The sequence below is a fragment of the Vibrio sp. 1401 genome, from assembly GCF_033340295.1.
The window spans coordinates 41,607-55,298 of the sequence record NZ_JAWOWF010000005.1; the positions used below are offsets into that span (position 1 = coordinate 41,607).

15 protein-coding genes and 1 other RNA gene are annotated in these 13,692 nt (G+C 45.3%); 12 read left to right on the forward strand and 4 right to left on the reverse strand.

Annotated features, from left to right (window positions below; all coding sequences use genetic code 11):
- The first annotated feature begins 52 nt into the window (after positions 1–52).
- The 7 genes from rplM to sspB all read left to right on the forward strand — a co-directional run bounded on the left by rplM (position 53) and on the right by sspB (position 5,388).
- The gene (gene rplM, locus R7Z77_RS04285; protein ID WP_005372872.1) at positions 53–481 is read left to right on the forward strand and encodes a 50S ribosomal protein L13; all 429 of its coding nucleotides are present in this window, start codon (positions 53–55) and stop codon (positions 479–481) included.
- Positions 482–496: 15 nt separating this feature from the next.
- A complete protein-coding gene (rpsI, locus tag R7Z77_RS04290; protein WP_005372876.1) occupies positions 497–889 on the forward strand; it encodes a 30S ribosomal protein S9 in 393 nt (130 codons plus the stop codon).
- 674 nt (positions 890–1,563) lie between these two features.
- On the forward strand, positions 1,564–2,154 hold the full coding sequence (gene petA / locus R7Z77_RS04295; protein ID WP_005372877.1) for a ubiquinol-cytochrome c reductase iron-sulfur subunit: 591 nt from the start codon (positions 1,564–1,566) through the stop codon (positions 2,152–2,154).
- Positions 2,154–3,419 carry a cytochrome b gene (locus tag R7Z77_RS04300; protein WP_005372880.1) on the forward strand — a complete coding sequence of 422 codons (1,266 nt, stop codon included), beginning with the start codon at positions 2,154–2,156 and terminating at the stop codon, positions 3,417–3,419. The genes petA and R7Z77_RS04300 overlap by 1 nt, the downstream gene beginning before the upstream one ends.
- Entirely contained in the window at positions 3,416–4,153 is a 738-nt protein-coding gene (locus R7Z77_RS04305) for a cytochrome c1 (protein ID WP_262646473.1), read from the forward strand. The genes R7Z77_RS04300 and R7Z77_RS04305 overlap by 4 nt, the downstream gene beginning before the upstream one ends.
- A 96-nt stretch (positions 4,154–4,249) precedes the next feature.
- The gene (gene sspA, locus R7Z77_RS04310) at positions 4,250–4,885 is read left to right on the forward strand and encodes a stringent starvation protein SspA (protein ID WP_005372897.1); all 636 of its coding nucleotides are present in this window, start codon (positions 4,250–4,252) and stop codon (positions 4,883–4,885) included.
- Between the two features lie 17 nt (positions 4,886–4,902).
- Complete coding sequence (gene sspB / locus R7Z77_RS04315) at positions 4,903–5,388, forward strand: ClpXP protease specificity-enhancing factor (protein ID WP_262646472.1); 486 nt, start codon at positions 4,903–4,905, stop codon at positions 5,386–5,388.
- A 71-nt stretch (positions 5,389–5,459) separates the two neighbouring features.
- Here the strand turns inward: sspB and R7Z77_RS04320 are convergent, their stop codons facing one another.
- The 4 genes from R7Z77_RS04320 to R7Z77_RS04335 are packed head-to-tail and all read right to left on the reverse strand — an operon-like array spanning position 5,460 to position 8,910.
- A complete protein-coding gene (locus R7Z77_RS04320; protein WP_047101992.1) occupies positions 5,460–6,128 on the reverse strand; it encodes a BON domain-containing protein in 669 nt (222 codons plus the stop codon).
- Between the two features lie 21 nt (positions 6,129–6,149).
- A complete protein-coding gene (locus R7Z77_RS04325) occupies positions 6,150–6,740 on the reverse strand; it encodes a phosphoheptose isomerase (protein ID WP_005372901.1) in 591 nt (196 codons plus the stop codon).
- A gap of 3 nt (positions 6,741–6,743) precedes the next feature.
- A complete protein-coding gene (locus R7Z77_RS04330; protein ID WP_005372903.1) occupies positions 6,744–7,112 on the reverse strand; it encodes a YraN family protein in 369 nt (122 codons plus the stop codon).
- Positions 7,099–8,910: a penicillin-binding protein activator gene (locus R7Z77_RS04335; RefSeq protein WP_005372905.1), complete on the reverse strand. Its 1,812-nt coding sequence runs from the start codon at positions 8,908–8,910 to the stop codon at positions 7,099–7,101. The genes R7Z77_RS04330 and R7Z77_RS04335 overlap by 14 nt, the downstream gene beginning before the upstream one ends.
- 68 nt (positions 8,911–8,978) lie before the next feature.
- Between R7Z77_RS04335 and rsmI the strand changes: the two genes are divergently transcribed.
- From rsmI to R7Z77_RS04360, 5 genes are all read left to right on the forward strand, one after another.
- Positions 8,979–9,842 carry a 16S rRNA (cytidine(1402)-2'-O)-methyltransferase gene (rsmI, locus tag R7Z77_RS04340; protein WP_047101994.1) on the forward strand — a complete coding sequence of 288 codons (864 nt, stop codon included), beginning with the start codon at positions 8,979–8,981 and terminating at the stop codon, positions 9,840–9,842.
- A 167-nt stretch (positions 9,843–10,009) separates the two neighbouring features.
- An RNA gene (gene rnpB, locus R7Z77_RS04345) (RNase P RNA component class A) lies at positions 10,010–10,440 on the forward strand.
- A 175-nt stretch (positions 10,441–10,615) separates the two neighbouring features.
- The gene (gene rsmH / locus R7Z77_RS04350) at positions 10,616–11,566 is read left to right on the forward strand and encodes a 16S rRNA (cytosine(1402)-N(4))-methyltransferase RsmH (protein WP_017633610.1); all 951 of its coding nucleotides are present in this window, start codon (positions 10,616–10,618) and stop codon (positions 11,564–11,566) included.
- Between the two features lie 5 nt (positions 11,567–11,571).
- Positions 11,572–11,889, forward strand: coding sequence for a cell division protein FtsL (gene ftsL, locus R7Z77_RS04355; protein ID WP_005372920.1), 318 nt, complete (start codon positions 11,572–11,574; stop codon positions 11,887–11,889).
- Positions 11,886–13,679: a penicillin-binding transpeptidase domain-containing protein gene (locus R7Z77_RS04360; protein ID WP_086046525.1), complete on the forward strand. Its 1,794-nt coding sequence runs from the start codon at positions 11,886–11,888 to the stop codon at positions 13,677–13,679. The genes ftsL and R7Z77_RS04360 overlap by 4 nt, the downstream gene beginning before the upstream one ends.
- The last annotated feature ends 13 nt before the right edge of the window (positions 13,680–13,692 follow it).

A 13,692-nucleotide genomic window follows, 5' to 3' on the forward strand; every position in this document is an offset into this window, starting at 1 on the left:
CTATTGGGTGTTCCTTTAAAGTTTAAAATTTAATTAACGGGTTATTGTTAGCATGAAAACTTTCGTTGCTAAACCAGAAACTGTAAAACGCGACTGGTACGTTGTAGACGCTGAAGGTAAAACTCTTGGCCGTCTAGCAAGTGAAATTGCATCTCGCCTACGTGGCAAACATAAAGCTGAATACACTCCTCACGTTGACACTGGTGATTACATCATCGTTATCAACGCTGAGAAAGTTGCTGTAACTGGTAACAAAGCTAAGAACAAAGTGTACTACCGTCACTCTGAATTCCCAGGTGGTCTAAAATCTATCACTTTTGAAAAGTTGATCGATCGTAAACCTGAGATGGCTCTTGAGCTTGCAGTTAAAGGCATGCTTCCACGTGGTCCTCTAGGCCGTGCTATGTACCGTAAGCTAAAAGTTTACGCGGGCGCTGAGCACAACCATGTTGCTCAACAACCACAAGTACTAGACATCTAATTGGGGATTTCGAAAATGGCAGAGAATCAATACTACGGCACTGGCCGTCGCAAAAGCTCAGCTGCACGTGTTTTCATTAAACCAGGCAGCGGTAACATTGTAGTAAACAAGCGTAACCTTGACGAATACTTCGGTCGTCCAACAGCACGTATGGTTGTACAACAACCTCTAGAGCTAGTTGAACTAACTGAAAAGCTAGACCTTTACGTAACAGTTAAAGGCGGCGGTATTTCTGGTCAAGCTGGTGCTATCCGTCACGGTATCACTCGCGCGCTTATGGAATACGATGAGTCTCTACGTCCTGCTCTACGCGCAGCTGGCTACGTTACTCGTGACGCTCGTTGCGTTGAACGTAAGAAAGTTGGTCTACGTAAAGCACGTCGTCGTCCACAGTTCTCTAAGCGTTAATTTCCTCTTATCGGGAATTATGCTTTTCAGAGTTACTCTGGAAACTGTGTACCAAAAGCTCGGCTCTATGCCGGGCTTTTTTGTATTTAAAGCAACGAACAGCCTTCACTTATCATCACACTCCGAGCAGGCCTTCTTATTCGTCCTCTTCGTCGAAAGGTTGCCAGTGCCGTTTTATATGTGTGCCTTATTTAATCGCGACTCACCACGCTTTCTCTTGCGATGCAGCATAGATGTATTCATCAGCAAGAATGTCTTTGTATCTTATTCTTCCTGTAACATCTTTTAAAATGACTTACGCTCCTTTTTGAGCATTCTGCGTGCTACAAAATTGAAAATATAAACACAGTAAGCTGAACGCGTAATACGAAATATTTCTCTGTGTAATTAACTGAAAACTACCAAGATAAAAGGTTTTATCTGCTTTCAGCGGGGCTTCTATGTGGTGCTTTCTTGTTACAAATCACATCAATTTTTTATAATTCTGCCGCTTTTGTGACGACGCGAGCGATTTGCCTCACAAATGTTACAAAAAGGTAGCTTTATCTTGTCAAAAAGTAGGGTTTTCTTTATCATTTCCCTCCAATAAATAGAACTAAATTCATTATTTGTTAGCCATGCTCTTATAAGCGGAATAATAACGATCCAAAGGGAGCAAATGGGAGAATGTTTGGATGAGCAACGCGCCTTTAAATAACGGTCGCAGGCGTTTTCTAACCGCTACAACGGCAGTTGTTGGTGGGTTAGGGGCAGTCGCCGTCGCCGTGCCTTTTATCAAATCATGGAATCCGAGTGCTAAAGCCAAAGCGGCGGGCGCACCGGTGGAAGTGGATATAAGTAAAATTGAACCAGGTCAGCTGGTTCGTGTTGAGTGGCAGGGAAAACCTGTATGGATTGTTCGCCGCACTCAAAGCGTTCTGGATAACTTAAAATCGATCGGTGATAAGCTTCGCGATCCACAATCTGAAATGGAGCAGCAGCCTGAGTACGCTCAGAATGAGTTTCGTTCGATTAAGGAAGAGTTTTTCGTCGCAGTTGGTTTCTGTACCCACTTAGGTTGTTCACCAACCTATCTACCTGACTCTTTCTCAGAGCAGGTGCAGGGCGTAAGATCTGGCTTCTTCTGTCCTTGTCATGGTTCTAAGTTCGACATGGCTGGTCGAGTGTTCCAAGGAGTACCTGCTCCGTTGAACCTTGTCGTTCCTAAGCACATGTATTTGAGCGATACCAAGCTCATTGTGGGTGTTGATGAGGGAGATGCATAATGCAAGCAATGTTAGATTGGGTTGAAAAGCGTATTCCTGCAATGAATGCTTATAAAAAGCATTTGTCTGAATACCCAATGCCTAAGAACTTCAACTTTTGGTACCTTTTCGGTTCTCTGGCGATGCTGGTTCTTGTTAACCAAATCCTAACGGGTATTTGGCTAACGATGAACTATGTTCCTTCAGGTGACGGTGCATTTGCGTCTATCGAATACATTATGCGTGATGTAGAGTACGGTTGGCTTCTGCGTTACATGCATTCCACTGGCGCGTCAGCGTTTTTCGTTGTTGTGTATCTTCACATGTTCCGTGGTTTGATCTACGGTTCATACCAAAAACCTCGTGAACTATTGTGGATCTTCGGTATGTTGATCTTCCTTGTTCTCATGGCTGAAGCGTTCATGGGTTACCTACTTCCATGGGGTCAGATGTCATACTGGGGTGCGCAGGTAATCATTTCCCTGTTTGGTGCTATTCCTGTTATCGGTGATGACCTAACGCTTTGGATTCGTGGTGACTACATCATCTCTGGTGCAACGCTAAACCGTTTCTTCGCACTACACGTTATTGCACTGCCTATCGTTTTGCTTCTTCTTGTTGTTCTGCACGTATTGGCGCTGCACGAAGTAGGCTCAAACAACCCGGATGGTATCGAAACAAAGTTGCCAAAAGGCTCAATGGGCGACGATTACAAAACGCAATTCAAGTTCCACGATTACTACACGAAGAAATATGACATCATTGATTCGATTCCTTTCCATCCGTACGGCACGGTTAAGGACTTGGTCGGTGTTGCTGGTTTCTTGTTCTTCTTCTGTTACGTGCTGTTCTTTAACCCAGAAATGGGTGGGTACTTCCTTGAGCCGCCTAACTTTGAAGCTGCAAACCCATTGAAGACACCAGAGCATATTGCTCCGGTATGGTACTTCACGCCGTTCTACGCAATCCTACGTGCGGTTCCAGACAAACTATTAGGTGTTATCCTAATGGGTGCGTCAATTGCAGTGCTGTTTGTTCTACCTTGGTTGGATCGTTGTAAAGTTCGTTCATACCGTTACCGTAGCAAACTTCATCTATTGAATATTGTACAGTTCACTATCGCCTTTATCGCTCTAGGTATTTTAGGTGCGTTACCTGCGACACCAACGTACACACTACTATCTCAGATCTTTAGCTTGTGTTACTTCATGTTCTTTGTGTTGCTGTTCTTCTACAGCAAAAATGAAGCAACCAAACCATTACCAGAGAGGGTGACATTCAAATGAAGAAGTGGATTGTAATTCTATTTGCTATGTTGCCATCACTAGCGATGGCAGCTGGGGCCAATGTTCCGCTGGATAAAGCGAATGTTGACCTTACGGATAAAGCTTCGCTACAAAACGGCGCGAAGTTGTTCATGAACTACTGTTTTGCTTGTCACTCTACGCAATACCAGCGTTACGAGCGTGTAGCAACAGACTTGGAAATTCCAACAGACTTAATGAAAGAAAACCTGATTTTCAATCCTGAAGCGAAAATCGGTGATCTAATGGTCAATGCTATGCCACCGAAGCAAGCGGCAAACTGGTTTGGTGCTCCACCACCAGATCTTACGTTGGTTGCACGAGTTCGTGGTGCTGATTGGTTATACACTTACTTACGCTCTTTCTATGTTGATCCATCTCGTCCATTCGGCGTGAACAACATCGTCTTCCCGAGTGTTGGTATGCCGCATGTGCTTGAAGAGCTACAGGGCATCCCGACGCCGATTTACGCTACGAAAATCGTAGATGGCGAAGAAGTACAAGTTGTTGTTGGTACTGAAACCGATGGCACGGGTGAGCTGAGTGAAGGCGAATATGACAAAGCGGTTGGCGATCTCGTTAACTTCTTAGTTTATTCAGGTGACCCAGTGCAGCTTGAGCGTCATGCTCTAGGCTGGTGGGTAATGGGCTTCTTAGTGCTTCTAACCATCGTTGTTGTGATGCTCAAGAAAGAGTATTGGCGCGATGTGCATTAATTGTGCTAAAATACCGTGCTAATTCCCAATTTTAATTGATGTACAATGGAGGCTTAGCCTCCATTGTTTTTATTTGTAAGTGTACTGGAGGGCTCCATGGCTGTAGCTGCCAATAAACGTTCTGTGATGACTCTTTTCTCAAGTGCATCAGATTTGTATAGCCATCAGGTTCGCATTGTACTAGCTGAAAAAGGCGTAAGTGTTGAAGTTGAGCTTGTTGACGAAGCAAACCTTCCTGCTGAGCTTGTTGAGCTAAACCCATATAAATCAGTGCCAACTCTTGTTGACCGTGAGCTAGCTCTTTACGATTCAAAAATCATCATGGAGTACTTGGACGAGCGTTTCCCTCATCCACCTCTAATGCCGGTTTACCCTGTTGCTCGTGGCAACAGCCGCTTGATGATGTACCGTATCGAACGCAACTGGTATTCACTCGCTGAAAAAGTGATGAAAGGTAATGCGGAAGAATCAGAAAAAGCACGCACAAAGCTGCGTAATGATCTTCTGACGTTAGCGCCAATTTTTGCTGAATATGAGTACTTCATGAGCGAAGAATTCAGCTTGATCGATTGTTACCTAGCTCCACTATTGTGGCGTTTGCCTCAACTTGGTATCGATCTTGTTGGCCCTGGTTCAAAAGAAATCAAGGTATACATGAACCGCGTATTTGAACGTGATTCGTTCCTTGCTTCTTTGACTGAAGCTGAACGTGAAATGCGCCTAGTTCGCTAAGCGATTTAAAACACGTTATGGATATTGCAAAAATGACTGCTCGCCGCCCGTATATGCTTCGCGCATTTTACGACTGGTTAGTAGACAATGACTTGACTCCTCACTTGGTTGTGGATGCAACAATGCCAGGGGTGCGTGTCCCGGTTGAATTTATTCAAGATGGTCAAATTATTTTGAATATTGCGCCACGTGCAGTGGGTAATCTTGAGTTAGGTAATGATGCGATTACCTTCCATGCTCGCTTTAGCGGTCGTCCGCACTCAGTGATCGTTCCTGTGTATGCTGTTCAAGCTATTTATGCACGTGAGAATGGTGCTGGTACTATGTTTGAACCAGAAGAAGCGTACACTCACATCGAAGAAGAAGTGATGACCGAGGAAGAATCATCCCCATCGTTCACAACGGTTAGCGATGAGCCTTCTGAGTTAGTTTCTGATTCAGATGCCGAAGAGGACGATGCTCCTCGACCAAAAGGCAAACCAAGCTTAAGAGTGATTAAATAATAAAAAAGCAGCGTTACGCTGCTTTTTTCTTTTTAACTTGTTGAAGATGATTTCAAGCCAGACTTTGGAAATTACTCACTAATCGTAAAGACTTCGACGTTCTTTTCACTTTCTGTACTTGCCTCACTTTCTATTGTTTGTACACCGTCACTCGGTAAGTCTACTTCAACAGGCTCCATTTCGCCGTATTGGAACCCTTTAATGACTTGTTTTACGCCTGAGATATTACGCGCGATTTCTGTCGCTCGATCGCCTTGCTCTGGCGTGACATAACCAAACAGAAAAACGTCGCCATCTTCGGTGATCACTTTAACCTTAACACCATTAAGCTCAGAATCAGTAAGCAAAGCTGACTTTACTTTGGTTGTGATCCAGCTGTCATTGCTAATCTGGGTAACAGTGAGTGGCTCTTTTTGTTTGATTTGATTGTGTATGACTTTTACACCACTAACTTCTCGAGCCCTTCGCTCTAAAGTAAGGATAAGGTCTTGTGTCGGAGCTTGTCCCATAAGGACTACAGTCCCATTATATGAACTGGCAACGACACGAACTTCACCTTTAAACGGTGCTTTATTGCCGATCGCCGCAACTTCGAATTCGATGTTATTGTCCTGCCAGATTTGTTTTGTCGTGCGTGTGTCCGTGACAATATTCGCTGTGGTTGCTGCACCTGCGATAAACAAACCTGCGCAACCACTTAAACTCAATGCTGTTAATAAGATAACAAGGCTACGTATCATAATTCTGACTCTCAGTCTTGGTTACTCTTCGTGAGCAGGGAAAAGCACTTGGTCAATAAGATCACAAAGGCAATGGAGTGTTACCATATGTACTTCGTGAATACGTGCAGTGCGGTGTGATGGAATACGAATTTCGACGTCGTTCTCACCGAGCAGTCCTGCCATCTCTCCGCCATCTTTTCCTGTTAGCGCGATAATCGTCATGTCTCGAGTTACGGCTGCTTCCATCGCTTTGATAATATTTTTACTGTTACCGCTAGTCGACATGGCAAGCAAAATGTCGCCTGGTTGACCAAACGCTCGTACCTGTTTTGAGAAGATTTCCTGGTAGTGGTAATCGTTGGCCACTGCGGTTAGGGTGGTATTATCGGCGGTTAAGGCCATTGCTGGTAGGCTAGGGCGCTCAGTTTCAAAACGGTTTAAAAGACAAGAAACAAATTGTTGAGCGTTTGAAGCACTGCCGCCATTACCACAACATAAAATTTTATTGCCATTAAGCAGGCTCGACACCATCGCTTGAGCTGCATGAGTAATGGCATCAGGCAGCGCCTCTGCTGCTGCGATTTGAATTTGAATACTTTCTGTAAAGCTGTCTTTAATGCTGTCTAGCATCGCTTATCCTTCAGAGATTGCGTTTTCTATCCAGTTGATATCTCGCCCATTATCATGAATGGCGATGACATCAAATCGATAATCGATATTGTGTTTTAAGCGCTTTTGTTGGCTAAGCCAAACTTGTGCGGTTTTGACTAGCTTGCGCATTTTAGCGTGCGTCACCATTTCTGCTGCCGAGCCAAAGTGATTGTTCTTACGGTATTTGACTTCAACAAACACAATAGTTTCACCTTGTTGGAAGATTAAATCAATCTCACCGACCTTAGTCAGAAAATTTTGTTCAATAAAGTTTAAGCCCTGGCGTTGTAAATACTGCTTCGCCAGAGCTTCATATTGATTTCCGATTTGGCGCTTACTAAAGAGCCCCACGCTCAGCCCAGCTTAGCTCACGCTGTACAACACAATTATTGTCGATACTTAAAATACCGGTTTGGCCGCCAACTGAGTAGCCCGGAACGACCTTCATTTGTGGCAGCTCCCCAATCAATTTATACGCATCCATACCCAGTGCTTTCAAACGTTTTTCCATGTTAGATTGCTCTGACCACAGCTCGTTCATTTCAGCGGTCACGCTAGGGTCTGGGTCAATCAGTAATGGGATATCGCTGTAGATGATGCCTGTTAGATCTTCGTAAGTCGCGCCGCCACTGTTGCTACGCGAGCTAGAGAAAATTTGAGGAGCTTTGGCGTCTGGGTTAATCGCTACCTCAATAAATGGCTTGATCAAAGTCAGTTCCGTGCTTCTAGCAACAATATAAACCGCATCGACATCACGACGGCTACGTGGCTGTGTTTCAAGCTTGATACGCATTAGTGATTGCATCTGAGCAATACGTTGTTTGCTTTCTTGCAGACCAAATACTTCATTGATGTCTTTTTGAAGTTGGCGCTTGTCGCCAAAATAACTTGCTGCGACTTTATTAGAGCTGTACTTGCGCCATTCTTTGTTGAACGCTTCAGTTACGCGCTCACCAAAGCTGCCCTTTGGTGCCAGGATCAGAGGGAAGTTATAGCCTTCGCTGAACAAGTGTTTCGCTGCTTGTGCGGCTTCTTGTTCTGGTGATAATGCCAAGTAGCAAATATTGCTATCTGGTTGCACATCTTCGGGAATATTTAGCGCAAGGGCTGGAATCGTAGGACCATTTTCTGAGCCATCCATGGTTGTGTGCAATAGCTCAACGTTTTCTTTTTCTAGGGGACCAACAACAAAGTCGATGTTTTCATTGATCAAACGTTGTTTAATTTGGTCGGCGTTATACGCATTAGTGTCTATTACCGTGAGGGTAGCGCTTGGATCACGGTTACGATCATTCATCATCGCAAACACAAAACCATCACGAATTAATTGCGCTTGTGGCGAGAATTTACCAGTAAGCGGCAGTAACAAAGCGGTGTTGTTTGGTTTAACGATGTCTAGAGAGAGAATGTTTTGAATCTCTTCTGGTGTGTAGATAGCGGCTGGGTGCGATGGGTTCTCGTTTAACCAGCGTTCTAGGGTATTTTTTAGTTGAGATAAGTTGCCCGACAACGTTTTCGCATAAATAGCGAGTTGTAGCCAACCATCCAAAACATCTTCATTTGGCTCTGTTTCTAATGAGGTCAGTTCGTACTCGGAATAGCTGCCAAAGTTCATCCAAATACGGCTAGAAATCTCTCTCTGCTCCGCGGACGATGCATATTGGCCAAATGCAACCAGTTGGCGGTTTGCCTCAAACGCTTGGTTAAGACCTTGATAAGCGTCGGCACGCATCAAGTAATAGTCTTTCCATTGCTCATTTGGTAACTTCCACCAAGGTTTAAAATTCAACAATTGCAGCAACTGAGAGTAATTACCCTGTTTTTGCTGTATGGTCGCACGCGCTAGTTGCCACTCTGCTTGCTGAACTTCGGTTAACTGTTGACGAGCCAGGCGCTTGATCAACATTTCTGCTTGATCAAACTGGTTTGCTTGAATCGCGGCTTTGGTTGCCATGATCAACCAGTCATTTTGTAAACTGCCTTCCGTGCTATCAGCTTGGATCATATAGTTCTGAACAGACTGAGTAGGCTCAAGTGTTACATCAACGCCATCAGGCTGTCTTGGACCTGAAGAACAGGCGGCGAGCGTAATTGCTAGTGCAACAGGAGTAAGTATGCGTGGTACACTGAGTCTCTTATGGTTAATCATTGCCGTGAGTTCTCTATAATTTTGTACAAAATTGTCTCTATATTAATCGTTGAAGTGATGGTAAACAAATGACAGATAAAAATAAGTTGCCGAATGAGGGGCCAACTCTCTATATCGTACCGACTCCAATCGGAAATTTAGCGGATATCACCCAACGTGCTATCGAAATTCTGTCGACTGTGGACATCATTGCCGCTGAGGATACTCGACATACGGGCAAATTACTGTCTCACTTCAATATTCAAACCAAAACTTTTGCTCTACATGACCACAATGAGCAGCAAAAAGCACAAGTTTTGGTAGAAAAGCTGCTTTCCGGTCAGTCTATCGCATTAGTTTCTGACGCTGGTACGCCACTTATCAGCGACCCAGGATACCATTTGGTGACAAAATGTCGTCAAGCGGGCGTTAGAGTTGTGCCTCTTCCAGGTGCCTGTGCGGTCATTACGGCGTTAAGTGCCTCTGGCTTGCCATCTGATCGCTTTAGCTTCGAAGGTTTTTTACCACCGAAAAGCAAAGGTCGTAAGGATAAATTCCTAGAGATTGCTTCGGTAGAGCGTACGTGTATTTTTTACGAGTCACCGCACCGTATTTTAGACTCTCTACAAGACATGTTAGACGTTCTTGGCCCAGATAGAGAAGTTGTGTTGGCAAGAGAGCTAACAAAAACCTTTGAAACCATTCAAGGCATGCCGTTAGGTGAGCTGATTAAATGGGTGAAAAGTGACGATAACCAACAGCGTGGTGAAATGGTATTGTTGGTACATGGCCATCGTGAAACAACAGACGACTCACTACCTGAAGATGCTTTACGCACGTTAGGGATTTTGACCAAAGAGCTGCCTTTGAAAAAAGCAGCTGCTTTGGTGGCAGAAATACATAACTTGAAGAAGAATGCGCTATATAAATGGGGCTTAGAAAACTTAGACTAAGTGCCGCTAGCGAGATAAATGGTCAATGAGGGCTGATGTTTAGGAATCGGCCTTTTTATTATCTATTTTTGGCGCGCTGACTAAAAAGTCATCACTTAGTGCATTCATTTCATCATATCTGTGATCTAACTAGACTCTGAAGTGAGAACTCTATACAATCCGCCCTCGGAGCTGACTGGGTAGTCGCTGCTTTGTTGATGTCCTTCGGGAGACTGACGTCGAAGTCCCTTTGGGAGACTGACGTTGACGTCCTTCGGGAGACTGACAAAGGGGAGGAAAGTCCGGGCTTCATAGAGCAAGGTGCCAGGTAACGCCTGGGGGGCGCAAGCCTACGACAAGTGCAGCAGAGAGAAGACCGCCGATGGCCCGTAAGGGTACAGGTAAGGGTGAAAGGGTGCGGTAAGAGCGCACCGGACGACTAGCAATAGTTCGTAGCAGGGTAAACTCCACCTGAAGCAAGACCAAATAGGCCTCCACATTGCGTTGCTCGCGTAAGGAGGCGGGTAGGTTGCTCGAGCCAGTGAGTGATTGCTGGCCTAGACGAATGGCTACCGCCGCGCAAGCGGAACAGAACCCGGCTTATGTGTCGGCTCCACCTATTCGAGACCCATCTCTACTTCGGTAGTGATGGGTTTTTTGCATTTAATTGACGCAAACTATGTCATTACCAATAAACTTGGCGTAAATCACGTCTAACTTTAGACTTGTGGTGGCGATGATGTAGGAAATCAGTACACTAAAGAATCGCTTCAAGATCATTCAACGAGAAAGCTATGACCGAAACCTTCCAACATATTTCCGTGTTATTAAATGAATCCATTGATGGCTTAGCTATCAAACCAGACGGCGTCTATATTGATGGAACATTTGGCCGTGGCGGTCACAGCCGGACAATTCTATCTAAACTCGGTGAAAATGGCCGACTGTACAGTATCGACCGTGACCCTCAAGCGATCGCTGAGGCAGGCAAAATCAATGACCCTCGCTTCACCATTATTCATGGTCCATTTTCTGGTATTGCTGAGTATGCTGAAGAGTATGGGCTAGTTGGAAAAGTGGATGGTGTTCTTCTGGATTTAGGCGTTTCTTCTCCTCAGTTAGACGACGCAGAGCGTGGCTTTAGCTTTATGAAAGATGGTCCGCTAGATATGCGTATGGACCCGACATCAGGTATTCCAGTATCTCAATGGTTGATGGAAGCAGACCTCGATGATATCACTTGGGTCATTCGCGAGTTCGGGGAAGATAAACATGCGCGCCGTATTGCAAAAGCGATTGTTGCCTACCGTGAAGATGAAGAAAATGAGCCAATGGTTCGCACTGGTCAGCTGGCAAAATTGATTTCAGATGCCGCACCGAAAAGTTTTAAAGAGAAAAAACACCCTGCGACTCGTGCTTTCCAGGCTTTTCGTATTTACATCAACAGTGAGTTAGAAGAAATTGATACGGCACTTAAAGGCGCGGCGAGCATTCTTGCTCCTGAAGGCCGTTTATCTGTGATTAGCTTCCACTCTCTGGAAGACCGTATGGTCAAACGTTTTATCCGTAAAGAGAGCAAAGGGCCTGAAGTGCCACACGGTATTCCAATGACGGAAGAGCAAATTCGTGCTCTTGGTAGTGCGAATATGAAAGCGGTGAGCAAAGCGATTAAACCAAGCAAACAAGAAATTGAAATGAACCCTCGTTCGCGCAGCTCTGTGTTAAGAATTGCAGAAAAGCTTTAATTATTATGACGAAATCCACTCCTAATCTTGCTAAGTTGATTGCAACGGATCTCCTCACTGTTGGTCGCTGGCCATTACTGTTGTTGCTATTGATCGTGGCATCGGCAATGGGAGTGGTATTTGCTACCCACCATGCGCGTCAAGCGATCACCGAGAAAGACCATACGTTGGTTGAACGAGAACGATTAGATAGCGAATGGCGTAACTTAATGTTGGAAGAAACTGCCCTCGCGGAACACAGTCGTGTTCAAGACCTTGCCAAAAAAGAACTTGAAATGAAACGACCTGATGGCGATAAAGAAGTGGTTGTCACGCTCAAATGATTAGAAAAAAATCCAACACGAAACAAGCCAATAAGCGTAAACCTGTAGCAAAAGAGAAAGCGGCTACGGGGGATAAGAAAACCGATAACAAAGCAGTGAAAGTGGCGGTCGAAGAATCTTTCTTGATTCGTTGGCGCTTCCATCTATTACTGTTTTTTGTTTTTTGTGCATTTGCCCTTTTGGTGGCACGCGTAGCCTACATCCAAATCATTGAGCCAGATAACCTGATTAAACAAGGTGACCTACGTTCGGTTCGTGTTAAATCCATTCCTTCTGCTCGCGGTATTATTTCGGATCGAAATGGTGAGCCGCTTGCTGTCAGTGTACCGGTTGAGGCGGTTTGGGCAGATCCTGCCACGATATTTAAAGAAAACGCGTTAAGCCAGACCAAAAGTTGGCATGCATTAGCGGATGTTCTTGGTATTGACCGACAAGGGTTAATAGACAAAATCAAGCGCAATGAAAAACGCCGCTTTATCTACTTGCAGCGCCAGGTCAGTCCGGCCATGGCGAACTATATTCGTGAGCTAAAGCTGCCAGGTGTTGGCCTTAAGTCGGAATCTCGTCGTTATTATCCTGCAGGTGAGGTTAGTGCTCACTTAGTCGGTGTAACAGGCATTGACGGGCATGGCCTAGAAGGTGTGGAGCGTAGCTACGATGAATGGCTCACTGGCGCGGCGGGTAAGAAAACTATTCGTAAAGACCGTTATGGTCGTGTTGTGGAAAACATTGCTTGGCAAGACAAGCAAGAAGGTAAATCACTTCAGTTAACCATCGATCAGCGCCTACAGGCGATTGCGTATCGTGCGATTAAGCAAGCCGTTGCGGACCACCGCGCCACTTCAGGTTCCGTTGTCATGTTGGATGTAAAAACGGGCGCCGTATTGGCCATGGTTAATGCTCCTTCTTACAACCCTAACAATCGTAGCGATTGGCAAAGCTATCAAATGCGTAACCGAGTGATCACAGACTCAATGGAGCCCGGTTCGACCATTAAGCCTTTCGTTATTTTAGCCGCCTTAGAAAATGGGATAGCCGATAAAGATACCATCGTAGATACCGGTAATGGTGTCCTACGTTTAGGTGGTAGTCGAGTCAGAGATGTCTCTCGCGTAGGCAAAGCGAGCTTGACCACGATCCTTAAAAAGTCGAGTAATATCGGTGTGACGAAGCTAGCAATGCAAATGCCGGTAGAGGCGCTTCTTGGGCTGTACAGTTCAGTGGGTTTTGGTGAGCTTTCTGGCCTAAACCTAGTCGGGGAAGTGACGGGTATTTTTCCTACACGAACTCGTTGGTCGCCAATTGAGCGCGCCACGATTGCGTTTGGTTATGGTCTATCAATTACACCAATCCAGCTAGCCCATGCTTATGCGACGCTTGGAAACCTTGGCAAATACGAGCCTATTCATATTATCGAAAGCAATGATCATGACATGTCACGCCAAGTGGTGAGTGCGAAGTATGCGCGTCAAGTATTAGACATGTTGGAAACCGTAACTCAAAAAGGGGGCTCGGCTCGCAGAGCGGCAGTTCCTGGTTATCGAGTGGGAGCGAAAACAGGTACATCACGTAAAGCTTCTGCCGGTGGGTACAGCGATGAGTACATCACCTACACGGCTGGGCTTGCTCCGGTTAGCGATCCGCGAATTGCTTTAGTAGTGATCGTAAATGAGCCTCAAGGCGATGACTACTATGGTGGTTCGGTAGCGTCTCCTGTCTTCTCTGAAATCATGAAAGGCGCGCTACAAATACTCAATGTTGCACCTGACGAAAACAAATTCCAACAGTAAGCCCTGTGGTTTA